Here is a 25910-nt window from a genome sequence, read left to right on the forward strand (position 1 = left end):
CGTGATGTCGAAAGCGTTCGGTCCGAAGCGGTCAGCGCTTGGAGAACTGGAAGCTCCGACGCGCCTTCCGGCGGCCGTACTTCTTACGCTCGACCACGCGGCTGTCGCGGGTCAGGAAGCCTTCCTTCTTGAGAAGGCCGCGCAGCTCGGGCTCGTAATAGGTCAGAGCCTTGGAAATGCCGTGGCGCAGGGCGCCGGCCTGGCCGGACAGACCGCCGCCGGAAACCGTGGCGATCACGTCATACTGGCCATCGCGATTGGTCAGCATGATCGGCTGGCGCAGGATCATCTGAAGGACCGGACGCGCGAAATAGGCGACGTAATCCTTCTTGTTGACCGTGATCTTGCCGGTGCCCGGCTTGATCCAGACGCGCGCGATGGCGTCCTTACGCTTGCCCGTGGCATAGGCACGGCCCAGAGAATCGATCTTCTGGACGTGAACGGGAGCTTCGGGAGTGGCAGCGTCCATCACGCCGCCGAGATCCTCGAGGGACTGCAGCTCAGCCATGGATTACGCCCTCTTTCCGTCGTTCTTCGCGTTGAAGGCCTTGAAGTCGACCGGAACCGGCGACTGGGCTTCATGCGGATGCGTGTCACCGGCGTAGATCCGGAGGTTCTTGAGCTGGGTGCGGCTCAGCGGACCGCCCGGCATCATGCGCTTGATGGCCTGCTCGAGAACGCGCTCCGGAAAGCGGCCTTCGATGATGGCGCGCGCGGTGCGCTCCTTGATGCCGCCAGGGAAACCGGTGTGCCAGTAGTACTTCTTGTCGGTGTACTTCTTGCCCGTCAGCACTGCCTTTTCGGCGTTGATGACGATGACATTGTCACCGCAGTCGATATGAGGCGTGAAGGTCGGCTTGGTCTTGCCGCGCAGCGTGTTGGCGATGAAGGCGGCCAGGCGGCCGACAACAACGCCATCGGCGTCGATCAAGATCCACTTCTTCTCGACCTCGGCCGTCTTGGCGGAGTAGGTCTTCATGGGTGCGATCCGTGTGTTCGGTGCGGGTTGGGACCTCGCGCGGGCCGCATCAGCCGCACCGTTTGGAGGTCAAGGAAAACGGGCCCGAACCGGACCCGCTCTCGTCGTCAGGGGATTTACGCGGCTTCACGCGACCTGTCAACGACCTTAATTCACACCGCGCTCCAAAATAACAATACAAATCAGATACTTACAAAAACGGTATTATATTACCACACAAAAACACACGCTTTTCCGGCTCATCTCGGCGGGATCGAATAGGTGGCGGTCGCATGAGCGACCGGATCCCCGCCCTCCCGTCCGGCGATGGCGCATTCGGTGACGGCCAGCCGCTTGCCGAGTTTGAGCAGCGAACAGGTTGCGACGAGATCGCCGGGCGCGGGCTTCCTGAGGAAATTGATGTTGAGATTGGTGGTCACGGCAAGCGCCACCGGACCGATATGGCCAAGGATCACCGCATAGGCGGCCAGATCGGCCAGCGCCATCATCGTCGGACCCGAGATGGTGCCGCCGGGGCGCAGGTGCCGCTCGAGCGCCTTGACCGAAAGCACGGCCCGGCCCGGAGCGATCTCCTCCACCGCATAGATGCGGCCGTCGACATGGATTTGCGGGAAGTCGCGCTCGAGGAATGCGTCGAGCTCGGCGACGGTCATCACAGGCTGCAAGCGATTTTCCCCCCGGTTCCGGCCGCCCTCCCCGGCGCGCCGCGTCATATTCCTGACCCTCTCCTGGTTACAGGCCGGCGCGCGAACCGGCAAGCACCAGGCCGCGCCGGAGCGCTTTGTCGGGCGGGTCGCCATCCGCTATAAGGGAGCGAATTCGACAATGAACGCAGCCGCCGGCACGTGCGGCGAGGACGGGAGACAAGCGCATGGGCGAGGCGACACTGGCGGCGAAGGACGGTTCCGCGAAGAGTGATGGCGGGCCGGTTGCAAGCCATCTGGCGGATGGCGTTCTGACGCTGACGATGAACCGCCCGGAGCGGCGCAATGCGCTGTCGGAGGAAATGATGGCCGCCCTGCAGCAGGCGCTCGAGGCGGCGGCAGACAACGCCGACGTGCGGGTGATTCTGCTCAAGTCGACCGGCAATGTCTTTTGCGCCGGCCACGACCTGAAGGAAATGACCGGCGCGCGCGGCCACGACGACCGTGGTAGAGCCTATTTCACCGAGGTGATGCAGCGCTGCTCGCGGCTGATGCAGACCATCGTCACCCATCCGCGCCCGGTGATCGCCGAGGTCGACGGCATGGCCACCGCGGCCGGACTCCAGCTCGTCGCCTCCTGCGACCTGGCGATCGCCAGCGACAAGGCGCGCTTCTGCACGCCCGGTGTCAACATCGGCCTCTTCTGCTCGACGCCGATGGTGGCGCTGTCGCGCAATGTCTCGCGCAAGCAGGCGATGGAGATGCTGCTCACCGGCGAGATCATCGACGCCGGCACGGCGCGCGAGTTCGGCCTCGTCAACCGGGTGGTGCCGGCGGACTACCTCGGCCAGGTGACGGCGAAATACGCCGAGGCCATTGCGGCCAAGTCGCCGCTGACGCTGAAGATCGGCAAGGAGGCTTTCTACCGGCAGGCGGAGATGCCGCTTGCCGAAGCCTATGACCATTGCGCGCAGGTGATGGTCGAGAACATGCTCGCCCGCGACGCGGAGGAAGGAATCGGCGCCTTCATCGAGAAGCGCGCGCCGACGTGGACCGGGGAGTAAGATGGGCATGGACGGGGAAAGCAGCAGCGCCAATGACGGCATGAGCGCTCATGGCAGCTACAAGGACGCGCTGATCCGCCGCGTCCTCGACGAGGTGAAGACCATCGCGATGGTGGGCGCGAGCGCCAACACCTCGCGGCCGTCCTATCTTGTGCTCAAATACCTGATCGCCAAGGGCTACGAGGTCTATCCGATCAATCCGGGCCTTGCCGGCAAGGAAATCCTGGGACGCCCCGTTTACGGCAGCCTCGCGGAGGCACCTGTCGCCATCGACATGGTCGACATCTTCCGCAATTCAGAGGCCGCGCTCGGGGTGACGCGGGACGCGCTTGCGCTGCAACCGAAGCCGAAGGTGATCTGGATGCAGCTTTCGGTGAGGAACAACGAGGCCGCCCGGCTGGCGGAGGCCGAGGGCCTCACGGTGATCATGGACCGGTGTCCGAAGATCGAATACGGCCGGCTTTCCGGCGAGATCGGCTGGACGGGCGTCAACTCGCGCATGATCTCGTCGAAGCGACCGGCGCTGAAGACAGGTTTCCAGCATCGCGGCCTCAGGAAAGAGTGAGGCTGAGCTGATTGGCAGATTGCATCACAGCACGATACCAAATGAAGGACGCGTTCTGAGCGGCATCATCTTCGTCAATCGCAACGGGCTCAGGTGGTGCGATTGGCGAAGGAGCATGCCCCCTTCCAAGGCGCTTTACAGGCAAAGGGGATGAGGATCGCGCGCAAGGGAGAACGCCCGTGACGACCGGCACGGCGCTGCGCCTTGGCCGCGACTTCGATACCAGCGCCGCGTTCTGGATCAACCTCCGGACTCGCCACGACCTTGCCCGGTCACGCGACGGGCTTTCCGGGAAAATCGAGGTAAACCGGCCGCGCGAGGTTGCCTGAGGCGGGTGCGTCGTGCCCCTCCTCCCGAGCGGTTTGAAAAATCATTCCCCACCTGCTGCGTGCATCGGCACGAAACGCGGAGGACCTCCCCTGACCTTTTCCGCCAAGTGACGGAAAACGCAACTGCTTTGCTTTGACGGGGAAAACGCCTTCGGCCACTATGCCGGCCACGTTTCAACGAGGAGGACTTCATGACCGACCGCATCCCCGGTTTTTCAACGCTCGCAATTCACGCCGGTGCCCAGCCCGACCCTTCGACCGGCGCGCGCGTGACGCCGATCTACCAGACGACCTCCTTCGTCTTCGACGATGTGGACCATGCCGCCTCGCTGTTCGGCCTGCAGGCCTTCGGCAACATCTATACCCGCATCACCAACCCGACGACGGCCGTGCTGGAAGAGCGCGTTGCCGCGCTTGAGGGCGGAACGGCGGCGCTTGCCGTCGCCTCGGGTCATTCGGCTCAGCTCCTCGCCTTCCACACGCTGATGACGCCGGGCGACAACATCGTCGCCGCGAACAAGCTTTATGGCGGCTCGATCAACCAGCTCAACCATTCGTTCAAGAGCTTCGGCTGGAACGTGAAGTGGGCCGACGCCACCGACCCCGCCGCCTTCGAGGCGCAGATCGACGAACGCACCCGCGCGATCTTCATCGAGAGCCTCGCGAACCCGGGCGGCGTCGTCACCGACATCGCCGAGATCTCGAAGATCGCCAGGAAGCACAACATTCCGCTCATCGTCGACAACACGATGGCGACCCCCTACCTCTGCCGTCCGATCGAGCACGGCGCGGACATCGTGCTTCACTCGCTGACCAAGTTCATGGGCGGCCACGGCAACTCCATGGGCGGCGTGATCGTCGACGGCGGCAGCTACGACTGGTCCTCGACCGACCGCTATCCGCTGCTGACAACGCCGCGCCCGGAGTATTCCGGCATGGTGCTGCACGAGACCTTCGGCAATTTCGCCTTCGCCATCGCCTGCCGCGTGCTCGGCCTGCGCGATCTCGGCCCGGCCATCTCGCCGTTCAACTCGTTCATGCTGCTGACCGGCATCGAGACGCTGCCGCTGCGCATGCAGCGCCATTGCGACAACGCGCAACAGGTGGCGGAATTCCTCGCAGGGCACGACAAGGTGGCCTGGGTCTCCTATGCCGGCCTGCCGGGCGACCCGAACCACGAGCGCCAGAAGAAGTACATGCCGAAGGGCGCCGGCGCGGTCTTCACCTTCGGCGTCAAGGGCGGCTATGACGCCGGCGTGGCGCTGGTCTCCAACTGCGAGATCCTGTCGCATCTGGCCAACATCGGCGACACCCGCTCGCTGCTGATCCACCCGGCCTCGACCACCCACCGCCAGCTCACCGACGAGCAGAGGACGGCCGCGGGCGCTGGCTCCGACGTGGTGCGTATCTCCGTCGGCATCGAGGACGCGGAAGACATCATCGCCGATCTGGACAACGCCCTGAGCAAGATCTGAGGCGATCCAAACGGTGCAAACGGCAAGGGCCGGGCGGTGACGCCCGGCCCTTTGCGTTTCGCGTGCTTTTCTCGCGCAAGGCCGATGCGGATCACAGCATGGCCGGGGCGCGCCGGCTATGCCGCAGCAGCCCCCTGCTCGGCGAGACGAACCAGCTTGAGCAGCACCGAGGCCGCGCCCTTGAGGCGCTGCTCCGCGGTCGGCCAGTCGCGCGAGAGAACCACCTTCTGGTCGGGACGGATCTTTGCGAGAACGCCCTGCTCGGCGATGTAGGAGACAAGCCCGCCGGGGTTGGCGAACTCGCTGCCGCGGAAGGCGATGACGACGCCCTTGGGACCGGCGTCGATCTTCTCCACGTTGGCGCGGCGGCACAGGCCCTTGATGTAGACGATCTTGAGCAGGTGATCGACTTCCTCCGGCAGCGAGCCGAAGCGGTCGATGAGCTCCGCGCCGAAGCCGTCGATCTCCTCCGGCGTCGAAAGATCGGCAAGCCGGCGATAGAGCGACAGCCGCAGCGGCAGGTCGGGAACATAGTCCTCGGGAATGAGCACCGGCGTGCCGACCTGGATCTGCGGCGACCACGCCTCGTTGGACAGCGTGTCGTCGCCGGTCTTGAGCTGGGCGACCGCCTCCTCCAGCATCTGCTGGTAGAGCTCGAAGCCGACTTCCTTGATGTGGCCCGACTGCTCCTCGCCGAGAAGGTTTCCCGCACCGCGAATGTCGAGGTCGTGGCTGGCGAGCTGGAAGCCCGCCCCCAGGCTGTCGAGCGACTGAAGCACCTTCAGACGGCGCTCGGCGGTCGGCGTCAGCGTCTTGTTGGCCGGAACCGTGAAGAGCGCGTAGGCGCGCGTCTTCGACCGCCCGACGCGCCCGCGAAGCTGATAGAGCTGGGCAAGGCCGAACATGTCGGCCCGGTGCACGATCAGCGTGTTCGCGGTCGGAATGTCGAGGCCCGATTCCACGATGGTGGTGGAGAGCAACACGTCGAACCCGCCCTCGTAGAAGGCGTTCATGACGTCTTCCAGCTCGCCCGGCGGCATCTGGCCGTGGGCGACGGCGACCTTCACCTCGGGCACATGATCCTCGAGGAAAGCCTTGGTGTCGGCGAGGTCGGAAAGGCGCGGACAGACGTAGAAGCTCTGGCCGCCGCGGTAGCGCTCGCGCAGCAGAGCCTCGCGCACCACCACCGGATCGAAGGGCGAGATGAAGGTGCGCACCGCCAGCCGGTCGACCGGCGGCGTCGCGATCAGCGAAAGCTCGCGCACGCCCGAGAGCGCAAGCTGCAGCGTGCGCGGGATCGGCGTCGCCGACAGGGTCAGCACATGAACCTCGGACTTCAGCTCTTTCAGCCGCTCCTTGTGCTTGACGCCGAAATGCTGCTCCTCGTCGATGATGAGCAGCCCCAGGTCGCGGAAGCTGATGCCCTTGCCAAGCAGGGCATGGGTGCCGACGACAATGTCGATGGAGCCATCGGCCACACCCTTCTTCGTTGCAGCCAGCTCCTTCGGCGGCACCAGCCGCGAGGCATGGGCGACATTGATCGGCAGCCCCTGGAAGCGCTCGGCGAAGGTCTTGTAATGCTGGCGCGAGAGCAGCGTCGTCGGCACCACCAGCGCCACCTGGCGGCCGGTCATCGCCGCGAGGAACGCGGCGCGAAGCGCCACCTCGGTCTTGCCGAAGCCGACATCGCCGCACACCAGCCGGTCCATCGGCCGGCCCGAGGAGAGATCGGCGAAGACCGCGTCGATGGCGTTGAGCTGGTCGTCCGTCTCGTCATAGGGGAAGCGGGCGGCGAATTCGTCGTAGACGCCTTCCGGCGCGACGATCGCCGGCGCGGTGCGCAACGCGCGCGCGGCCGCGGTGCGGATCAGTCCGTCGGCGATCTCGAGGATGCGCTTCTTCATGCGCGCCTTGCGCGCCTGCCAGGCTCCGCCGCCGAGCTTGTCGAGCTGGGCCTCGGTGTCCTCCGAGCCGTAGCGGGTCAGAAGCTCGATGTTCTCGACCGGCAGGAACAGCTTGTCGCCGCCGGCATATTGCAGTTCGAGACAATCATGCGGCGCGCCGACCGCCTCGATCGTCCGCAGGCCGATGAAACGGCCGATGCCGTGGTCGACGTGAACAACGAGATCGTTCTGGGACAGGTTCGACGCCTCGGTGAGGACGTTCGCCCCCTTGGCGCGGCGCTTGCGCTGGCGCACCAGCCGGTCGCCGAGAATGTCCTGCTCGCAGATGACCGCCAGGTCGTCGATCTCGAACCCGTGCTCCAGGCCGAGCAGCGCCAGGCCCGTCATGCCCTTTGGCAGGTCGCGGGCATCCTTGTCGGTGGCGATGGGCGCCGCGCGGTCGAGACCATGGTCGGCCAGGACATGCGCCAGGCGCTCGCGCGAGCCCTCGCTCCAGCAGGCGATGACGATGCGCTTGCCGGCCTTGCGCCGGTCGGCGGCATGGGCGGTGAGCGTGTCGAAGACGTTGACGTCGCCGGCGGCGCGCTCGGCGGCAAAGCTGCGACCCTGCTTGCCATCCAGCTCGATCACCTGCTGCCCCGTTCCCGGCGGCACGCCGAAGGGGCTGAGACGGATCGAGCTCCCGTCGGCAAGGCGCGTGCGCCACTCGTCCCCGGTCAGATAGAGCGCGTCGACCGGCAGCGGCTTGTAGGGCACGGAACCGCTGGTCCCGCCCTGCCCCATCGCCTCGAGACGCGCTGCGTGGTGCTCGCCGATCTGGTCGAGCCGCTCGCGCACGACATCGTCAATGGCCGCCGCCAGCACGACCGTCGCCGCGCCGGTGTAGTCGAAGAGCGTCTCCAGCCGTTCATGGTAGAGCGGCAGCCAGTGCTCCATGCCGGCGTAGCGACGCCCGTCGCTGATCGACTGGTAGAGCACGTCGTCGCGCTCGGATGCGCCGAAGCGCGCGACATAGCCGGTGCGGAAACGCGAGATCGCCTCTTCCGACAGCACCGCCTCGCTCATCGCCACCAGCTCGAGCAGCTTGAGCTGCTTCGTGGTGCGTTGGCTCTCGGTATCGAAGGAACGCAGCGATTCCAGCGTGTCGCCGAAGAAATCGAGCCGGACGGGCGCTTCCATGCCGGGCGCATAGACATCGACGATGCCGCCGCGCACGGCGTATTCGCCCGTGTCCTGCACGGTCGAGGCACGGGCGAAGCCGTTGATCTCCAGCCAGCGGATAAGCTTTGCGAGATCGACGCGATTGCCCGGCGCCAGCCGCCATGTCTGCGTGGCGGCGAATTCGCGCTCCGGCACGCGCTGGAGAACGGCGTTTGCCGTCGTCACCAGCACCGCCGGCGCGGAGAAGGTCTTCTCGCCGGCGGCAAGCCGGCTGAGGCAGCTGAGCCGCCGTGCGACGATGCCCGAGTTTGGCGAGACGCGGTCGTAGGGCAGACAGTCCCAGGCGGGAAAGTCGAGAACCTCGGTGGCGGGCGCGAAATAGGAAAGCGCGTCCTGGACGGTGCGCGCGTGCTGGGCATCTCGGGCGACGAAGACGAGCTTCAGCCCCGCCGACCCGTCGGCGACCAGACGCGCGAGCACATAGGCCTCAGCACCGTCCGGAACGCCGCTGACAACGGCATTCGCCGTTCCCGACAATAAGTCTTTCAACACGGTTGCGTGTCCTCGCGATGGACCGGGCCGCGCGGTGACGGAACCGGATGCGCAGATGCGTCTGCGGCCTAGCGGGCCGAGGCGATCAGGTCGCGCTTGTAGGAGACGATGGCGCGGTAGAGCGGCGTGTCATGCTCGGCCGGAACCGCGCCGCTGCCGATCATCCACTTGAAGAGATCCTGGTCGGACACGTCCATCAGCAGCTCGAGCTCGTCGAGCTGGGCGTCGTCCAGCCCCGCAAGATGCTCCTTCGCGTAACCGCCGAGGAGAATGTCCATCTCCTTCATGCCGCGATGCTGGCAGCGGTAGAGCATGCGCTTGCGACGCGCATCGAGCATTCCGCCCGTCTCGCCACCGGCCGACCGCACGTCCTTGGGGGTATCCGCATCATGGGACATCCGCACTCTCCTGTCGCCGTTCCAATGCCGAGGGCGGCCGCGTGCCTTGACACGGACCGTCCGGTTCGCGGGTTATAACGGCCTTGGCGGGAAACTCAATCCGTGCGAGTCGAACGCGACCCGGCGACGCAGGCCGGGGATCTCCGGCGAGACGCACCGGAACACGCCAACACCAGGACCACGCCGCCCGGCGGGAGAGACATGCGCCCCAACCTGCTCGACCCCCTGTTCACGCCCGTTTCCAGCCTGCCGGGCATCGGTCCGCGCACGGCGCGCACGCTCGCCAGCCTCTTCGGCAAGGAGCCCGAGCGCGAGCCGAATGTCGCCGATCTCCTGTTTCACCTGCCGAGCGGCATCATCGACCGCCGGCTGCGCCCGGGCGTCGCCCATGCGCCAGAAGGCGCCATCGTCACCCTCGACGTCCACATCGACCGCCACCAGGCGCCACCGCGCGGCAGCCGCGCGCCCTATCGCATCCTTGCCCATGACGACACCGGCGAGATCACTTTCGTCTTCTTCCACGCCCGCGCGCCTTTCCTGGAAAAGACCTTTCCCGTCGGCGAGGACTTGATCGTTTCGGGACGCATCGAGCATTTCAACGACCGCCCGCAGATGGTGCATCCCGACCATGTGGTGCCGGCGGACGAGGCCGACAGCCTGCCGCTGATCGAGCCGGTCTATCCGCTGACCCAGGGCCTCTCCTCGAAGATGCTGCAAAAGGCGATGGCGGCCGCGTTATCGCTGCTGCCGCAGCTTCCCGAATGGGTGGAGCCGGCCTATCTGGCGCAGGCAAACTGGCCGGGTTTCGCCGAGGCGCTACGCGCCATGCACCAGCCCTCGCCCGAGGAACTCGAGGTGGAGGACAAGCAGGCGCTGGCCCGGCTGAGCTATGACGAGTTCCTGGCCAACCAGCTGGCGCTGGCGCTGGTGCGCCGCTCCATGCGCCAGACGCGCGGCATCGCCCGTGTCTTTTCCGGCCGGCTGAAGGAGAAGATCCTCGCCGCCCTGCCCTACCGGCTGACGGACGGGCAGAACCAGGCGATCGCCGACGTGGAGGCCGATCTGGCCGCCCCGACCCGCATGCTGCGGCTGATCCAGGGCGACGTCGGCGCCGGCAAGACCGCGGTCGCGCTGCTGTCCATCGCAGCGGCGGTGGAGTCGGGCGCCCAGGCGGTGATGATGGCGCCGACGGAAATCCTCGCCCGCCAGCACTACCAGTCGCTGGCGCCGCTGTGCGCGGCGGCCGGCATCCGCATCGCCGTTTTGACCGGGCGCGACGGCACCCGCCACCGACGGGAGACCCGCGAGGCGCTGGAGGCGGGTGAAATCGACCTCGTGGTCGGCACCCACGCCCTCTTCCAGGGCGATGTCGCATTCCACAACCTGGGGCTCGCGGTCGTCGACGAACAGCACCGTTTCGGCGTTCATCAACGCCTGCAGCTTTCCTCCAAGGGAGCAGGCGTCGACATGCTGGTGATGACGGCGACACCGATCCCGCGCACGCTCGTGCTCACCTATTTCGGCGACATGGATGTCTCGCGCCTGGCCGAGAAGCCGGCAGGCCGCCAGCCGATCAAGACGGTGACCGTGCCGCAGGAGCGCATGGACGAGGTGGTGGAGCGGCTACGCTCGGCGCTCGACGCCGGAACCAAGGCATATTGGGTGTGCCCGCTGGTGGAGGAATCGGAAAAGTCGGACCTCGCGGCGGCGGAAGAGCGTTTCGAGACGCTGACACAAATGCTGGGGCCCCGCGTCGCGCTCGTCCACGGCCGCATGAGCGGCGAGGAAAAAGCCAACGCCATGTCCGCCTTCAAGGACGGGCCGGTCGGGCTGCTGGTCGCCACCACGGTGATCGAGGTCGGCGTCGACGTGCCCGCGGCGACGATCATGGTGATCGAGCATGCCGAACGCTTCGGCCTGTCGCAGCTGCATCAGTTGCGCGGCCGCGTCGGGCGCGGATCCGAGGCCTCGACCTGCCTGCTTCTCTACAAGGCGCCGGTGGGCGAGACCGCACGCGCGCGTCTCTCGATCATGCGCGAGACCAACGACGGCTTCCTGATCGCCGAGGAGGACCTGCGGCTGCGCGGCGAAGGCGAGATCCTCGGCACGCGGCAGTCGGGCATGCCCGGCTTTCGTATCGGCGACGCCTCGACCCATGCCGACCTGATCGAGACCGCCCGCGACGACGCGCGCCTCGTCCTGGAGACCGACCCGGATCTCGTCTCGCCGCGCGGACAGGCGCTTCGCGTGCTGCTCTATCTCTTTGCCCGCGACGAGGCGATCCGCCTGCTCAGGGCGGGCTGAGGCAGCTCAGCGCTCCCGCCTCGCGGTGGTACGCTCCGGCGCGGCCTCGTCTCCGATCCTTGCAAGATCGGCGTATTCAGGGCTGACGAGACCGGCGGAAATGACCAGCTTGGCCGCCTCCTCCACGGTCATGTCGAGTTCGATGATCTCGGATTTCGGCACGTAGAGCAGAAAGCCGGAGGTCGGGTTCGGCGTCGTCGGCAGAAAGACCGCCGTCACCTCCCGCCCCTGCTGGTCCAGCTTGTGTGCGACCTCGCCTCGGGCGTCCGTGGCGATGAAGACGATCGCCCACAGGCCGGGGCGCGGATACTCGATGATCGCGGCCTTCTTGAAGCTGTTGGAGCGCTCCGCCAGCACCGTCTCGAAGATCTGCTTCAGGCCGCTGTAGAGATTGCGCACCACCGGCATGCGGCCGAGAAGAAGTTCGCCGTAGGAGAGCAGCGTGCGGCCGGCGATGTTTGCCGTCAGGAAGCCAATGAAGACAAGGCTGATGAAGGCGACGATGAGGCCGACGCCGGGGACCGGGAACGGCAGATAGGTGTCGGGATTGTAGTAATGCGGCAGGAACGGCTTCACCCAGCCGTCGACCCACTGGACAATCGACCAGGACAGATAGGCGGTGATGCCGAGCGGACCGGCCACGACGAGGCCCGTCAGGAAGTAGTTTCGAAGGCGCGTCATCGCGCTCGGACGCGGCGGCTTGATGTCGCCTTCCAGATGCTGCGCATTGTTTTCGGACGTCATGTGTCGGATCTGCCCTGCCTCTGGCGGCGCCATGCGCCGCCCGTTCGCCTCATCCCCGCCCCGGAATGTGTTCTGGCGCAAACGGTTTCTTTCATTGCCCTTTGCCATAGATATGTCAGGTCGCCCGTCAAATGAACCTGATAGAAGGTCGCTGGCGAAAATATGAGCGTCTTTGATGAAATGGAGCGCAGGTCAGTGCGTATCGGTCGGTTCGTCTTCGCGGGTCTGGGCGTGCTTCTCGTCGTCATCGGCGTCATCGGCGCGTTTCTGCCGCTCCTGCCCTCGACAATCTTCTTCATTCTCGCCGCCGGCTGCTTCGCCCGCTCCTCGCCCGCGCTCGAAGCGTGGCTGCTCTCCCATCCGGTGGCCGGTCCCGGCATCCGCGCCTGGCGCGAACACGGCGCCATCTCGCGCAACGGCAAGCTGCTCGCCCTTGGTGGCATGACGACCGGCTATCTGGTTTTCCTCGCCAGCGCCCGCCCCGGCCCGGCGCTCTCGCTCGGCGTCGCGCTGGTCATGCTCGCCTGCGCCGGATTCGTCGCCTCGCGTCCGACGATGGGCGAATGAGCGCTCTGAAAAACGCTGCGTTAAGGTAAAGTCGAAAGACGCAGGCGATGGCGTGATCTCCGTCACGCATGATCTGTCCTGCCGGGCGCATGCTGCTCCTGTTCCGCCGGCCTCCGCGACAGGATGCCGCGACCGCACACCGAACGCAGAGGACTGGTCATGACATGCGTTGCCACTTCCGGGCTGCCTCCCGGCCCCAGCCTTTCGCCGGGTCGGGCCTTGCGCCCCCTTTCTCTTCTCATCGCGGCCTTCGCGCTGCTCCTGGGCGGCTTCGTGCTGTCCGCCCCGGCCACCGCGCAACCCATCGAGATCCGGCCGGCGGATCGCGGGGCGGAGGGGCTCAGGCCGGTCATCTGCCTGCCGCCGAGGGTGCTGCGCTTCGGACGCTGCGTCGCCCCCGAGCGCGTCGTGGTGTGCACGCCGCCCAAGGTGCTCAGAAACGGGCGCTGCGTCGTGCCGAACCTGCCGGTCGTGTGCGTCGCGCCGCGCGTTCTCAGGAACGGACGCTGCGTCATCCCCGAGACGCCGCTGCTGTGCCGCGCGCCCAAGGTCTGGCGCAACGGCCGCTGCGTCGACCCGCTGCGTCCCATCGTCTGCCGGCCGCCGCAGGTGCTGCGCGGCGGGCGCTGCGTGTTGCCGCCCCGCCCGCCGGAGTGCCGGTCGCCGCGCGTGATGCGCGGCGGGCGTTGCGTCCTGCCGGACCGTCCGAACTGCCGCCTGCCTTATATCTACTCCGGCATCGAACGCCGCTGCGTGCTGCCGGTTCCGGTGCCCCCGATCCTGCCGCCCCCGGCCTGCGACGCCCCCTGGAGGTTCTCGGCCTCCGCCGGCGGCTGCATCTGCCCCAGCGGCAATGTCGTGGTGAACGGCGAATGCGTGCGTCGGGACTCGCAGTCCTGCACCTTCCCCTTCGTCTATTCGGGATCGAAGAACCGCTGTGTCTGCGCCCAGGGTTACAGCGCCTATGGAACCGGTTGCGCGCCCGACAAGCCGCGCCCGACGCCGCAGGAGAACATCACCTGGATCCAGACCTGCCTGAACGCCGCCGGCTTTGACGCCGGCCCCGAGGACGGGCTGGTCGGACGCAAGACGAAGTCCGCCTGGAGCGAATTCCGCGACGAGGCGGGGCTTGGCGATGCCGATGTGCCCTACACCGACCCGGAAACGCTGGCGAAGCTCTTTGCCGCCTGTCAGGCGGACGCCCCCGGCGGCCCGCCGCCGGCGACGCAGGGCAACGACAGCGCAGCAACCGCTGATGACGGCGCGACGGCGGCTGACGCGACGGCGGACAGCGGCCCCGCGGGTCCGGGCGCCGTGCCGGTGGGCGGGTTCCTGCCGGCCCCGGCCATGTGCGCAACGGGCAAGCTCTACCGGCTGCTGTCGGGCGAGAAGGCCGAGATCGCCCCTTGCGGAAAAAGCTGCATCCCCGCACCGGAAGGCATGAGCGAGGAGGAGCTCGCCGCGCAGGCCGAGAGCCAGGGGATCACCTGGTGCAGCGCCTGCATCACCGTCGGAGACCTGGGAATGATCTGCCCGAGCCCGGTCACGACCGGAGGCGCGAAGCAGCCCACCGACAAGGCCGATTGAGGTCGACACCGCGCACGAACGCAAACGGCCGCCCGGAACCTCCGGGCGGCCGTCTTGTTTGACGAGGAGAAACCCGGGCGTTCAGTCAGCGCGTCGGCGCAAACCGGGCCCGTGCCCAGAATTCAAGGCAGGCACCGAGAACGACGACGGCGAAGCCCTGGTGCATGAGAGCCAGCGTGAAAGGCACCTGACCAAGAAGCGTTGCGATGCCGATCGTCATCTGCGCCAGCAGGCACAGCGCGGCAAGCGCGCTCGCCCAGCCGAGTTGGCTGCCAGCGGCGCGGCGGCGTACCGCGAGCGCGAGCAGGACGGCCAGCGCGACGACGGCATAGCCGGCCATGCGATGCTGGAACTGGACGGTCAGCGCGTTCTCGAAGTGATTGAGCCAGGCTGGGGTCTGGATCCACAGGCCGGAGGGAATGAACTGCCCGTCCATCAGCGGCCATGTGTTGAACGTGTGGCCGGCCTTCAGCCCCGCCACCAGGCCGCCAAGAAAGATCTGCACGAAGAGCAGAGCGACAAGCCCCGCGGCCGCCCCGGCAAAGGGGCGCGCATCCGCTTGCGCGACCGCCCGCCCGATGGGCGCGAAGGCCAGATAGCGGGCCAACATGTAGAGATAGGCGAAGATCAGACAGGCGAGCGTCAGATGGGTGGCCAGACGGTACTGGCTGACGTCGACCCGGTCGACGAGACCGGAGGCGACCATCCACCAGCCGACGGCGCCCTGCAGACCGCCGAGCGCGAGGCCAACGACGAGCCAGGGCTTCAGCCAGTTCTCGACACGCCCGCGCGCCCAGAACCAGACAAGCGGCACGAAGAAGGCAACGCCGATGAGACGGCCAAGCAGCCGGTGGGACCATTCCCACCAGAAGATGACCTTGAACTCCTCGAGCGACATGCCCTTGTTGATGAGCTGATACTCGGGAATCTGGCGGTATTTCGCCAGTTCCTCCTCCCACTCGGCGACCGACAGCGGCGGAATGATGCCGTGGATCGGCTTCCACTCCGTGATGGAGAGGCCGGACTCCGTCAGCCGCGTCGCGCCGCCGACGATGACCATGGCCAAGATCATGAGGCAGATTGCGTAGAGCCAGAGGCGGATCGCCTTGCGATCGCGCGCGATCCTGGCTGGTTCGGTGCCCGGAACCGGGGTCGCGGTGGCCGTGGTGTCGGTCATGGCTGGCTCTGGCTGAGTGGATCCCAAGGGCTCTCGCGGGAGCTGAACGGCGCGGCTCTCCGCCGCTGTCCGAGCGCTGCAAGCCCGCGACAAAGGGGTTACAGACCGCGCCGGGGAATGACAAGGCCTTTGCGCAGGGCTTGACCTTGCACCGGCTGTGACACATTCACTCAAGCGGGAAGCGGCTCCGCCCCCGGAGCCCGGCAACAGGAACGAACCGCGATATGCCCAACCGTCTGCGCAAGTTCATCGGCATGGTGCTGCTGGTCGCCTTCGTCATCGTCTACGCCTTCGTGGCGATGGTGATCGGAGACATGACGATGCAGGAGGCCTCGGGCGCGGTGCGCATGCTCTATTACGGCATTGCCGGGCTAGCCTGGACGGTTCCCGCCGGCGCAATCATCTGGTGGATGGAACACGGCTTCCGGCTCAGCCGCAGGCAGGATGCGGATTGACCACGTCGCGAACGCGCCGCACGAGATTGTAGACGGGAAACGGCACGCCGGTGAGATACTGGGAGACGACGGCGGCGTTCTGGAAATAGCCGTTGAGCGAGACACGCGGCAGCGCCATGCGGTCGGATTTCGCGCAGATCATGCCCGGCCGCGTGGTCATCGCCGCGCGAAACCCGAATTCGGCGACGACCTCGCCCGCCTCGCTGTTGACGGCGGCCTCGTAGCCATAGGGATAGGCGAAACACGCCGGGCGAACGCCCAGCTCCTCAGACAGCCGCGACAGGCCCTTCGCGACATCCGCGTGCATACGCTCGCGGGTGAGACGGGCGAGCGCGAAATGGTCGTGGGTGTGCGCGCCGACGGTGAACAGCGGATCGGCCATCAACCCGCGCAGTTCCTCCCAGGACAGGATCAGCTCCTCGGCCAGCGCGGTCAGGTCGACGCCGTGTCGCTCGGCCAGCCGACGCAGCTCGAGACGCTGGGAATCCTCGCCAAGTTCGCGCGTGAACCAGTGCAGAACATGACAGAAGACGCGCGCCTTCTGCGCACAGGTCGCGGCGGGAAAGCGCTGCATTCCCCGTCCGACAGGAACCTCGATCGTTTCCGCCCTGGCAACGATGCGCGACAGCGCCTCCCACCAGATCTCCGCCGTCCGGTCGACGAAGCCCGTGGTGACGAAGATGGTGAAGGGCACGCCGTGACGTCGGAGCACCGGATAGGCGTGGACGAGATTGTCGCGATAGCCGTCGTCGAAGGTCAGCGCGGCGAACCGCTTGCCACCGCCGGCGGGTGCGTCGATGCCGCGCGTGACGGCTTCTTCCAGCGAGACGAGTTCGATGCCGGCAGCGCGGATCTGGCGAATGGTGTGGTCGAGGAACTCCGGCGTCACGCGCAGATGCGCATTGGGGTCGAACCCGCGCGGCGCGCAACCGGGCTGGACGCTGTGCAGCGTCAGGATGAGACCGCGTCCGCCGGTGAGGGGCATCAGCGCGCGACCGATCCCGCTCCGGTCGAGCACCGCGCAACCTGCTGCAAGCAATCCGCGACGCAGATCCATTCCTCAAAATTCCCCATGGCCACCGTTCGATACGGACACTATCGACGTTTTCTTTAGAACTCCTTGCTACTCAGAAGAGCAGAACGGTACGGGATGCCAGCGCTGTCGCGCGGCGGGGGGAAGGAATGGCGGAAGCACTTGCGAGATCGACCGAGCTCTTTCAGGCGCATGATTTCGAAGACATGGACGTCGAGGCCATGAGGCTTGACGCCCTGCTGGAAACCGGCGAATTCGCGATCCGCGCGGTCAGCGACCCCCATGCGGTCGAAGCCGAATGGCGCCAGTTGCAGGACCACGCCTTCGGCACGCTCTTCACCAGCTACGAATGGCTGTCCTCCTGGTACGACCGGGTCGGACGCGGGCGCGGCATCGAGGCGCTGATCGTTGTCGGCGAACTGGAAGGCAAGCCGGCGTTCCTGCTGCCGCTGTCCTACCGGCGCAGGGCCGGCGGGCTCGCCACGGTCGGCCGCTTTCTCGGCGACTTCCACGGAAACCAGAATTCGGGCCTGTGGCGACGGGACATTCTTGCCGGCATTCACGCCAAGAGCCTGCACAAGGCGCTGATCCGGGTCGGAGCCGAGAACGGCGTCGACCTGTTCGATCTCAAGTATGTGCCGGCAACGCTCGACGCCCGCATTCATCCGCTGGTCGACAACAAGGCGGTGGAAAGCCTCAACGCCGTTCACGCCTTCCCGCTGCAGCCGGATTTCGACACGCTCTACAAGGCGCGCCGCAGTTCCAGCGCCCGCAAGAAGCTGCGCACCAAGGAGCGCAAGCTGGCGGAGGCCGGCCCCCTCACCTTCCGCCGTGCGGACGATCTCGAAACGGCGCTCGCCTTCCTCGATACCCTGATCGCACAACGCGGCGTGCGGCAGGCGAGCCAGGGCATTCCCAACGTGTTCGACGTGCCCGACATGCGCGCCTTCCTGCGCGAGCAGTTGAAGCGCTCGCTCGAGGCCGGCGACGACCGTTTCATGATCTATGCGCTGGAGTGCGGCAGCGAGGTGCGCGCCACCTATCTTTGCGGCATGCAATACGACCGCTTCCACGCCTATACCAACAGCATCGACGAGGATGCGGCCGCCTGCAGTCCGGGCGACCTGCTGCTCAACCATGTCATCGCCGATGCCTGCGCGCTCGGGGCGACATGCTTCGACTTCGGGCTTGGCGCCGAGCGCTACAAGACGGCCTGGGCGGACAAGGAAGTGCTGCTCGACGTCGACGTTCCGGTGACGCTGCGCGGCAGGATCATGCTGGCGGCGATCCGTCAGGTGCGCTCCGCCAAGCGCCGGATCCGCAACACGCCCGCCCTGTGGCAAAGGGTCAGGCAGCTTCGCAAGCTGGTCGGCTGACGGATTTCATCTCTGCAAGACAGCGAAAAGGGACGCCCGCATCCGCCGGCGTCCCTTTTTCGTTCCCGCTTGCCTTTCCCGCAAGAAATGCGGGCCGCGCGCCCCTAGGCAGCCATGTCGGAGCGCGAGTTCCCGCCGGGACGTGTGCGCGAGACACGCTCGACGACAACCGGCGCGCCCGTCTGGTCGGCCAGCATCCGGAGTGCCGCCTCCAGTTCCGGGCCGGCCGGCGAGCCGCCGCTCGCCACCACCACCTTGTCGGCCATGGCGAGGATCTGGGCGCTGATCAGCGCGTCGTCGATGAGCCCAAGGTCGAAGAAAACCTGGTCGTAGGTGTGGTCGATCGCATCCATCAGCAGTTCGAACCTGCCCCCCTGGGCGAGATCGTCGTCGATGGCACGGCGTCCGGATTCGATCACATGCGCCCGCGACGCGGCGTCCCGGTAGATGACGCCGGCGAAGGAGGCGGAGCCTTCCAGAAGCTCGGCGAAGCCCGGCACGGCTTCCGGGTCGGCAAGATCGGGGCGAACCTCCAGGAAGAGCGGCAGCACGCCGTCCTCGGCGGCTTCGCGCACGAGGCGGAAGGCCACCCCTTGCGAGGCCTCGTCGCTGTCGACCGAGAGAACCGCGACGCGGCGCGGGCGGTCGCCCTCGCCCTGCATCGCCGCTGACGCCGCGCCGGTGTCGGCCGCAGCTTCCGCGAGATGCGCACGGGTCTCGGCAATCAGATCCTGGTCCTTGGGCTTGGCAGGCGTGGCCTCGCCTTGCGGCTCAAGCGGCTCGTCCGCATCCTCCATTGTCACATTGCCGGTCGCCGGGGGCTGCCAGTTGCCGGAATAGCTCGCCGAAGGCGCGGCCGACGCATAGCCACCATAGCTGCCCCCCAGGGATGCGGGAACGGGCATTGCCTTGTCACGACCGGCAGGCGCGCTGTCGTCGCCGTCCTCGGCAAGCGGGACGCTGGCGAAGGCACGCCCGGAGAGAAACTGGCCGAGTACGACGACGAGGGCGCCGAGAATGAAGGTGACGAAGGTGAGGATGCCGACAATCGGGCCGGTCTTGGGCCAATAGGGCTCTAGCGGCACGGTGGCGCGCGAGATCACACGCGCATCCGCGCCGAGAACCGGTGCGTTGCGCCGGGTGTCGGCCTCGCGGTAACGAGTCATGAGCTGGTCGAGCTGGGTCGCCTTGACCTGCGCCTCGCGCTCAAGCTCCCGCAACCGGATCTGGTCCTCGTTGGACTTCGCGGCCCGCGTCTTGAGCTCTTCGAGCGTACGGGTCAGCGATTCGACGCGCTCCTGCTGGATCTTCGCCTCGTTCTCCAGCCCGGCGGCGATCTTTGCCGCCTCCTGGCGGATCTGGCGGTCGAAATCGGCAAGCTGCGAGCGCAGAGCCCGGATCTGCGGGTGATTGGGGAGCAGCGTGGTGGACAGCTCGGCGATTCGTCCGCGCAGTTCGACCTGGCGTTCGACCAGACGCTGGATCAACTGCGAATTCAGAACCTCGTTGGCGCTCTCCAGAGATCCGCCGGCGCGGAGCTGGCCGCGAATGAGATCGGCGCGCGCCTCTGCCTGCGAGCGGGCCGCACGGGCGTCGGAAAGCTGGGTGCTGACCTCGCCAAGCTGCTGCTGGTCGAGCGTCTGGTTGTCGGCACCCAGAAGAAGCCCCTGCCCCGAACGCCAGGCCTCCACCTTTTCCTGTGCTTCCTTCACATCCTTGCGAAGCCGCTCGACCTGCGGCTCGAGCGCGGTTGCGGCAAGATCCGTGGTCTCACGCTTCACCGACGACTGGAGGTTCAGGTATTCCTCGACGATGGCATTGGCGACTCGCGCGGCCAGCTCCGGATCGCGAGACACGTAGCGTACCGAAATGACGCGCGATCCGTCGACGCGGAAGACGTCGAGATTCTCATAGAGAACCTTGAGCATCCGCTCCTGGTCCGAATTGCGCTCGGGATCGCGGGTCACGCCAAGGGCGACCAGCATGTCGCGGACCAGCCCGCCGGATCCGCCGGCCTCGAACTCCGGCTCGGCCGCGAGGTCCAGGCGCTTGGCAACACGGCGCAGGAGATCGCGCGACATGAGTAGCTCGACCTGACTGGCAACGCCCTCGTTGTCGAGCAGCGCGCGCTCCTCTTCCGCACCGCGCGCCTGGCCCGGATAGACCATGTCCGACGTCTCGATCAGCACCTTCGATTCGGCCCGGTAGCGGGACGGCACGATCTGCAGCACCACAAAGGCGCACACGGCGACCGCGATGCAGAGCGGCAGCAGCCAGCGCAGCGACCGGCGCAGGGCAGCAAGGATGGACGCAACGTCGATCTCGACGCGCTCCTCCGCATCGGACCGGGTCATGCCAGGTGTCAGCGGCTCACTCATGCTCGCTACTCCAAGGAAATACTTGGCAAGGATGATGCCTCGCTATGGTAAGCGGAGTGTTAACCATCCCGAACCAAGTGCCCTTAATGCGTCCTCGTGAAAGAGATCGCGGGGATTCACCGCAAGTTAACCACGTTCGGCGAAATACTGGCGCAATCGCTTCAGGAGATCGGGATGTTCAGCCGTATTGCCGCCACCCTCTGCCTCTGCCTCATGGTCGCCGCCTGCAGCGGATACCGGCAGCCGCCGACGGCCTTTCACGACATTCTGACCAAGCCCTACAGGCTCGATTCGAGCGATGTCCTGCGGGTGATCGTCTTCGGTCAGCGCGACCTCAACAACACCTACACGGTCGATCAGGCGGGCTACATCTCGATGCCCCTCATCGGCAGCGTTCCGGCGCGTGGACTGACCCTCCGCGAACTCGAGTCATCCATCACGAATCGGCTGAAAAACGGCTACTTGCGCGATCCGGACGTCTCCGTCGAGGTCGCCACCTACCGCCCGCTCTTCGTCATGGGAGAGGTCTCGAATTCCGGCCAGTACGCCTATGTGGCGGGCATGACGGCACAGAACGCGATCGCAACCGCCGGCGGCTTCACGCCCCGCGCGCAGCAATCCTCGGTGGATATCACCCGCCAGATCAACGGCGAGATCCTGAGCGGTCGCGTGCCGATCACCGATCCGATCCGCCCCGGCGACACGATCTATGTGAGAGAGCGATTCTTCTGACGGCACGCCGCCGCCAGAGCGCCCTTCACGCGGCGCGCGGTTAACCTGGGACTCACCGCCACCTGCTAGCTTTGCCGTTGCCTGGACCGGAAGCATAATCCGGCCGGGTGCTGCTTGCAGACAGGGAGAGTTCCAATGACTGCCGCGCCCATGCGTATCGTTCATATCGTACGCGCGCCCATTGGCGGCATTTTCCGCCACATCGCCGATCTGGCGCTTGCCCAGACCCGCGCCGGACACGAAGTCGGCGTGGTCTGCGATGCGACGACCGGCGGCGCCTTCGAGGACGCGGCAATCGCGCGCCTCGCGCCGCAGCTTGCGCTCGGCATTAAGCGCTTCCCCATGCGGCGACAGGTTACCCCCCGCGACATCGGCGCGGCCTTCTCTCTCTTTCGCCATATCCGCGACCTGAAGCCCGACGTGCTGCACGGCCACGGCGCCAAGGGCGGCGTCTTCGCCCGCGCCATCGGCACCTTGTTGCGCGCCGGCGGGCGCAAGATCACGCGGGTCTATTGCCCCCACGGCGGCAGCCTGCACTACGATGCCGGAAAGATCGAAGGGCGCGTGTATTTCGCGCTCGAGCGCCTGCAGGAGCGCTTCACCGACGCACTCGTCTTCGTCTCCGACTATGAATACGCCGCTTACGAATCGAAGGTGCGCACGCCGCGGATCCCGGCACGGGTCGTCTACAACGGACTGGCACCGGAGGAATTTTCCGCCATCAAGCCCAATGCGGATGCCGTCGACTTTCTCTTCATCGGCATGCTGCGTGATCTCAAGGGACCGGATCTCTTCATCCGCGCGCTCGGCGATCTGGGGAGCGGTTACGGGCTGAACCCGACCGCGCTGATCGTGGGAGAAGGCGAGGACCGGCCGCGCTACGAGCGCATGGTCGCGGAACTCAACCTTTCGGACCGCGTTACCTTTGCCGGCGCACTGCCGGCGCGCGAGGCCTTTCCCAAGGCTCGTTGTGTCGTCGTACCGTCGCGCGCCGAGGCTATGCCCTACATCGTCCTGGAGACAGTGGCAGCCCAGGTGCCGCTCATCGCCACAAGGGTGGGCGGCATTCCCGAGATATTCGGCCGCTACGCCGACCAGCTCGTAACCCCCGGATCCGCTTCAGAGCTTGCAGCGGCGATGGCAATGGTCCATTCCGATCCTGCGGCGGCATGCCGTCGCGCGGAAGGCCAGCGAAAGTGCCTTTCGGAGACCTTCAACGTCGATCTGATGAACGATCGCATCACCTCGCTCTATCTTCAGGCGCGCGAGGACCGCAAGCAGGGGCGGTCCCGGCACTGCGAAGAGAGCACGGCGCTCGCGTCCGCGCGTGCCGTAGTCAAACCGGATGTCGGTCCCAAAGGGGCAAGGGACTGAGGAGTAAGTGACATGACCTCGCCCCATTCCACGGAATTTCTGAAGGACCTGCTGCCGGCCGGCGAGACAGGCAAGGCACGTTCCGGCGACAAGGAAGACCTTGGCGCGCGCGCACCGGGCCTTTCGCCGCTGGCGCTCGAAGTCGCCTCCGGTCTTCGCAAGTCCGTCATCGCGCCGGCTGTCGTCGGCGGCACCGTGCGCCTTGTCGACCTGGCGCTGATCGCCCTGATCGGCACCGCGGCAATGCTCTCCGGTGGCGTGCCGCTGTTTTCGTTCACCTTCGCGCTGCCGCTGGCGGTGGCGCTGATTCTGGCGACGTCGTTCTTTCAGGCGGCGGATTGCTACCAGATCCCCGTCATGCGCAACGTGCTCTCGCACGGAACGCGGATCGCCGTCGCCTGGACGCTGGTGTTTCTGACGCTCTACATGATCAAGAATGTCGGCAACTTCATGCGCGGCGTCGACGAGACCGTGTTGAGCCTGTGGTACGGCACCGGCCTTGCCGCGCTGCTCAGCGCCCGCATGGTCGCCTCGATGCTGGTGCGCCGCTGGACCCGCGCCGGCCGCCTGGAGCGACGCGCCGTGATCGTCGGCGGCGGCCAGGTCGCAGCCGACCTGATCCACGAGATCGAGAACCAGCCGAACAACGACATTCGCATCTGCGGCCTGTTCGACGACCGCAAGAGCGCACGCTCACCCGATATCGTCGCCGGCTATCCAAAGCTCGGAACCGTCACCGACCTGGTCGAATTCGCGCGCATCGCCCGCATCGACATGCTGATCGTGACGATCCCGCTCAGGGCCGAGAAGCGGCTGCTGGAGTTCCTGAAGACGCTCTGGGTGCTGCCGGTCGACATCCGGCTGTCCGCCCACACCGACAAGGTCAGCTTCCGCGACCGTGCCTCGTCGTTCATCGGCACGGTGCCCTTCGTCGACGTGGTGGAAAAGCCCATGGCCGACTGGGACTCGATCGCCAAGCGCGCCTTCGACCTTGTCGTCGCGACCGCAGCGATCATCCTGCTGTCGCCGGTGATGATCGCCGCCGCGCTCGCCATCCGTCTCGACAGCAAGGGGCCGATCCTCTTCCGCCAGAAGCGCTACGGCTTCAACAACGAGGTCATCGACGTCCTCAAGTTCCGCTCCATGTATCACGAGATGGCGGACCCGACCGCGAAGAAGGTCGTGACCAAAAACGATCCGCGCGTGACCCGCGTCGGCCGCTTCATCCGCCGCTCCTCCATCGATGAGCTGCCGCAGTTGTTCAACGTGCTGCGCGGCGATCTCTCGCTCGTCGGTCCGCGTCCGCATGCGGTCAACGCGCACACCGACGAGAAGCTCTGGGACGAGGTCGTCGACGGCTATTTCGCCCGCCACAAGGTCAAGCCCGGCGTCACCGGCTGGGCCCAGATCAACGGCTGGCGCGGCGAGGTCGACACGCCGGAGAAGATCCAGAAGCGCGTCCAGTACGATGTCTATTACATCGAGAACTGGTCGATTCTCTTCGACATCCGCATCCTGCTGGCGACGCCGCTGGCGCTGTTCAAGACAGAAAACGCCTACTGATGGGCGCCGGGGCGAGCCTTTCGGCGGGACGCGGCCCCATCGGCCTCGACACGTCGCGCATCGCCGCCGCCGGCCTCTGGTTCGTCGTCTTCCTGGGCGGCTTCGTCATCCGCGAGCCCGCCCCCTATGAACTGGCGATGGTCGTGGTCCTCGGCGGCTGGCTGCTCTCGGGCGCAAGGCTCCCCGTCGCCACGGCACCGCTTTTGGTCATCGTCGTGCTTTTCATCTGCGGCGGCCTGATCTCGACGCTGATGTCCGACGATTTCGGCGAAGCGATCATGTATATCGCCGTCACCGGCTTCCTGGCGATCACCTGCCTGTTCTTCGCGGCCATCATCGCCGCTGCGCCGGAGCGCCTGTTCACGATCCGCTCCGCCTATGAGGCAAGCGCGGTGATCGTCTCGCTGCTCGGCATCGCCGGCTATTTCGGCTTCGGCCACGAGACCTTCACGCTTTACGGCCGGGCCAAGGGAACCTTTCAGGACCCGAATGTCTTCGGCCCCTTCCTTGTGCTGCCATGGACCTTCCTCGTCCATTCGCTGCTGAGCGAGCCGCTTGTCTCGCGCCCGCTGATCAGGCCGCTTCTGCGTCTCGGCTCACTGGCGATCCTCAGCCTCGCCATCCTGCTGTCGTTCTCGCGCGCGGCCTGGGGGCTTGCCGCCTTCTCCGGCCTTGGCGTCTATCTGCTGGTCTTCATCGGCACGCGGGATGCGCACGCGCGCGCCCGGCTGCTCGGCTTCGCGCTCGCCGGCACCCTCGCCTTCGCCGCTCTTCTCGTCGTTGCGCTTTCGATCGATTCGATCTCGACCATGCTCATCCAGCGCGCCAAGCTGGTGCAGGACTACGACACGGCCCGTCTCGGCCGCTTCGCACGCTACGTGCTCGGCTTCGAGATCGTCGTCGACCACCCCTTCGGGCTCGGACCGCTGCAGTTCCGCAACTTCTTTCCCGAGGACGAGCACAACACCTACATGAAGGCGTTCACCACCTACGGCTGGCTTGGCGGGGCGGCTTATCTGGCGCTTGTCATCGTCACCTTCCGGCAGATGCTGACTGTGGTGTTCCAGCCGCGCCCCTGGCAATGGGCGGCGCGCTGCGTCTTCGTGGTTCTCGTCGGCCACATGATCATGTCAGCCATCATCGACACCGACCGCTGGCGCCATCTCTATATGCTCTACGGCATCGCATGGGGCCTGATCTCGCTCGAATACGGCATGCGCCACCCCGGCGCGCGGGCAAGGCGCGAAAGCCGTCGATAGCGCGTGGAAAGCACGAGCTATGCGCTTGCGCATGACCGGCGAAGCGGTTAGGAAGAGCGGGTTCCGTCAAGGGACAGTCGGGCAGTAGCGCAGCCTGGTAGCGCACTTCACTGGGGGTGAAGGGGTCGTCGGTTCAAATCCGGCCTGCCCGACCATTAAATTCAATTACCTGGAAAATTCATGTGAAGTTGGCTCCTGTTCTCACGAACCGGGGGCCAGCTTAGTGACGGTTCGCGGCGTGTTTCCACCAGCGGTCCGCGGTCCGGCGCGAAGCCCCTCCTCGCGGTCTC

General features: G+C 66.4%; 22 protein-coding genes, 1 tRNA gene and 1 pseudogene. 15 read left to right on the forward strand and 9 right to left on the reverse strand.

Annotation, left to right across the window (positions count from 1 at the left end; all coding sequences use genetic code 11):
* Positions 1–31: 31 nt before the first annotated feature.
* The 3 genes from rpsI to ACSLUQ_RS07640 all read right to left on the reverse strand — a co-directional run bounded on the left by rpsI (position 32) and on the right by ACSLUQ_RS07640 (position 1632).
* Positions 32–508 carry a 30S ribosomal protein S9 gene (rpsI, locus tag ACSLUQ_RS07630; protein ID WP_417774473.1) on the reverse strand — a complete coding sequence of 159 codons (477 nt, stop codon included), beginning with the start codon at positions 506–508 and terminating at the stop codon, positions 32–34.
* A gap of 3 nt (positions 509–511) precedes the next feature.
* The gene (rplM, locus tag ACSLUQ_RS07635) at positions 512–979 is read right to left on the reverse strand and encodes a 50S ribosomal protein L13 (RefSeq protein WP_417774472.1); all 468 of its coding nucleotides are present in this window, start codon (positions 977–979) and stop codon (positions 512–514) included.
* 239 nt (positions 980–1218) lie between these two features.
* Entirely contained in the window at positions 1219–1632 is a 414-nt protein-coding gene (locus ACSLUQ_RS07640) for a PaaI family thioesterase (RefSeq protein ID WP_417774479.1), read from the reverse strand.
* Between the two features lie 218 nt (positions 1633–1850).
* Between ACSLUQ_RS07640 and ACSLUQ_RS07645 the strand changes: the two genes are divergently transcribed.
* From ACSLUQ_RS07645 to ACSLUQ_RS07665, 5 genes and pseudogenes are all read left to right on the forward strand, one after another.
* Positions 1851–2687 (forward strand): enoyl-CoA hydratase, encoded by an 837-nt coding sequence (locus ACSLUQ_RS07645; protein WP_417774471.1) that lies wholly within the window; start codon positions 1851–1853, stop codon positions 2685–2687.
* A 7-nt stretch (positions 2688–2694) separates the two neighbouring features.
* Positions 2695–3252, forward strand: coding sequence for a CoA-binding protein (locus ACSLUQ_RS07650; RefSeq protein WP_461808165.1), 558 nt, complete (start codon positions 2695–2697; stop codon positions 3250–3252).
* Between the two features lie 40 nt (positions 3253–3292).
* Positions 3293–3397 (forward strand): annotated as a pseudogene (locus ACSLUQ_RS07655) (IS5/IS1182 family transposase); the annotation flags it as partial.
* A 34-nt stretch (positions 3398–3431) separates the two neighbouring features.
* Positions 3432–3581, forward strand: coding sequence for a hypothetical protein (locus ACSLUQ_RS07660; protein ID WP_461808166.1), 150 nt, complete (start codon positions 3432–3434; stop codon positions 3579–3581).
* Between the two features lie 191 nt (positions 3582–3772).
* Entirely contained in the window at positions 3773–5056 is a 1284-nt protein-coding gene (locus tag ACSLUQ_RS07665) for an O-acetylhomoserine aminocarboxypropyltransferase (RefSeq protein ID WP_417774467.1), read from the forward strand.
* A 116-nt stretch (positions 5057–5172) separates the two neighbouring features.
* Here the strand turns inward: ACSLUQ_RS07665 and mfd are convergent, their stop codons facing one another.
* Together mfd and ACSLUQ_RS07675 are read right to left on the reverse strand one after the other, a co-directional pair.
* Complete coding sequence (mfd, locus tag ACSLUQ_RS07670) at positions 5173–8673, reverse strand: transcription-repair coupling factor (RefSeq protein WP_461808167.1); 3501 nt, start codon at positions 8671–8673, stop codon at positions 5173–5175.
* Positions 8674–8741: 68 nt separating this feature from the next.
* Positions 8742–9071, reverse strand: a complete 330-nt coding sequence (locus tag ACSLUQ_RS07675; RefSeq protein WP_461808168.1) for an FAD assembly factor SdhE — start codon at positions 9069–9071, stop codon at positions 8742–8744.
* A gap of 201 nt (positions 9072–9272) precedes the next feature.
* Here ACSLUQ_RS07675 and recG point away from each other — a divergent pair, with 201 nt between their 5' ends.
* Positions 9273–11375, forward strand: coding sequence for an ATP-dependent DNA helicase RecG (gene recG / locus ACSLUQ_RS07680; protein WP_461808169.1), 2103 nt, complete (start codon positions 9273–9275; stop codon positions 11373–11375).
* A gap of 6 nt (positions 11376–11381) precedes the next feature.
* Here the strand turns inward: recG and ACSLUQ_RS07685 are convergent, their stop codons facing one another.
* Positions 11382–12119: a DUF502 domain-containing protein gene (locus ACSLUQ_RS07685; RefSeq protein ID WP_417774463.1), complete on the reverse strand. Its 738-nt coding sequence runs from the start codon at positions 12117–12119 to the stop codon at positions 11382–11384.
* A 195-nt stretch (positions 12120–12314) separates the two neighbouring features.
* On the opposite strand from ACSLUQ_RS07685, the gene ACSLUQ_RS07690 reads away from it, so the two are divergent.
* A complete protein-coding gene (locus tag ACSLUQ_RS07690) occupies positions 12315–12686 on the forward strand; it encodes a YbaN family protein (RefSeq protein ID WP_461808170.1) in 372 nt (123 codons plus the stop codon).
* Positions 12687–12905: 219 nt separating this feature from the next.
* Positions 12906–14273 (forward strand): peptidoglycan-binding domain-containing protein, encoded by a 1368-nt coding sequence (locus ACSLUQ_RS07695; protein WP_461808171.1) that lies wholly within the window; start codon positions 12906–12908, stop codon positions 14271–14273.
* Between the two features lie 85 nt (positions 14274–14358).
* On the opposite strand, the gene ACSLUQ_RS07700 is transcribed toward ACSLUQ_RS07695, so the two are convergent.
* On the reverse strand, positions 14359–15450 hold the full coding sequence (locus ACSLUQ_RS07700) for a COX15/CtaA family protein (protein WP_461808172.1): 1092 nt from the start codon (positions 15448–15450) through the stop codon (positions 14359–14361).
* Positions 15451–15674: 224 nt separating this feature from the next.
* On the opposite strand from ACSLUQ_RS07700, the gene ACSLUQ_RS07705 reads away from it, so the two are divergent.
* Positions 15675–15905, forward strand: a complete 231-nt coding sequence (locus ACSLUQ_RS07705) for a DUF2842 domain-containing protein (protein ID WP_417772833.1) — start codon at positions 15675–15677, stop codon at positions 15903–15905.
* Here ACSLUQ_RS07705 and ACSLUQ_RS07710 read toward each other — a convergent pair.
* Positions 15880–16962 (reverse strand): polysaccharide deacetylase family protein, encoded by a 1083-nt coding sequence (locus ACSLUQ_RS07710; protein WP_417772832.1) that lies wholly within the window; start codon positions 16960–16962, stop codon positions 15880–15882. The genes ACSLUQ_RS07705 and ACSLUQ_RS07710 overlap by 26 nt on opposite strands.
* Positions 16963–17087: 125 nt before the next feature.
* Between ACSLUQ_RS07710 and ACSLUQ_RS07715 the strand changes: the two genes are divergently transcribed.
* Positions 17088–18314, forward strand: a complete 1227-nt coding sequence (locus ACSLUQ_RS07715; protein WP_461808173.1) for a GNAT family N-acetyltransferase — start codon at positions 17088–17090, stop codon at positions 18312–18314.
* Between the two features lie 104 nt (positions 18315–18418).
* Here the strand turns inward: ACSLUQ_RS07715 and ACSLUQ_RS07720 are convergent, their stop codons facing one another.
* Positions 18419–20692 (reverse strand): exopolysaccharide transport family protein, encoded by a 2274-nt coding sequence (locus tag ACSLUQ_RS07720; RefSeq protein ID WP_461808174.1) that lies wholly within the window; start codon positions 20690–20692, stop codon positions 18419–18421.
* A gap of 174 nt (positions 20693–20866) precedes the next feature.
* On the opposite strand from ACSLUQ_RS07720, the gene ACSLUQ_RS07725 reads away from it, so the two are divergent.
* From ACSLUQ_RS07725 to ACSLUQ_RS07745, 5 genes are all read left to right on the forward strand, one after another.
* On the forward strand, positions 20867–21424 hold the full coding sequence (locus ACSLUQ_RS07725) for a polysaccharide biosynthesis/export family protein (protein ID WP_417772829.1): 558 nt from the start codon (positions 20867–20869) through the stop codon (positions 21422–21424).
* Positions 21425–21559: 135 nt separating this feature from the next.
* Positions 21560–22798 carry a glycosyltransferase gene (locus tag ACSLUQ_RS07730; RefSeq protein ID WP_417772828.1) on the forward strand — a complete coding sequence of 413 codons (1239 nt, stop codon included), beginning with the start codon at positions 21560–21562 and terminating at the stop codon, positions 22796–22798.
* A 12-nt stretch (positions 22799–22810) separates the two neighbouring features.
* A complete protein-coding gene (locus ACSLUQ_RS07735; RefSeq protein ID WP_417772827.1) occupies positions 22811–24361 on the forward strand; it encodes an undecaprenyl-phosphate glucose phosphotransferase in 1551 nt (516 codons plus the stop codon).
* A complete protein-coding gene (locus tag ACSLUQ_RS07740) occupies positions 24361–25620 on the forward strand; it encodes an O-antigen ligase family protein (protein WP_417772826.1) in 1260 nt (419 codons plus the stop codon). Before ACSLUQ_RS07735 ends, ACSLUQ_RS07740 begins: the two co-directional genes overlap by 1 nt.
* 78 nt (positions 25621–25698) lie before the next feature.
* Positions 25699–25775, forward strand: a tRNA-Pro gene (locus ACSLUQ_RS07745).
* The last annotated feature ends 135 nt before the right edge of the window (positions 25776–25910 follow it).

The organism is Stappia sp. ICDLI1TA098 (assembly GCF_054880955.1).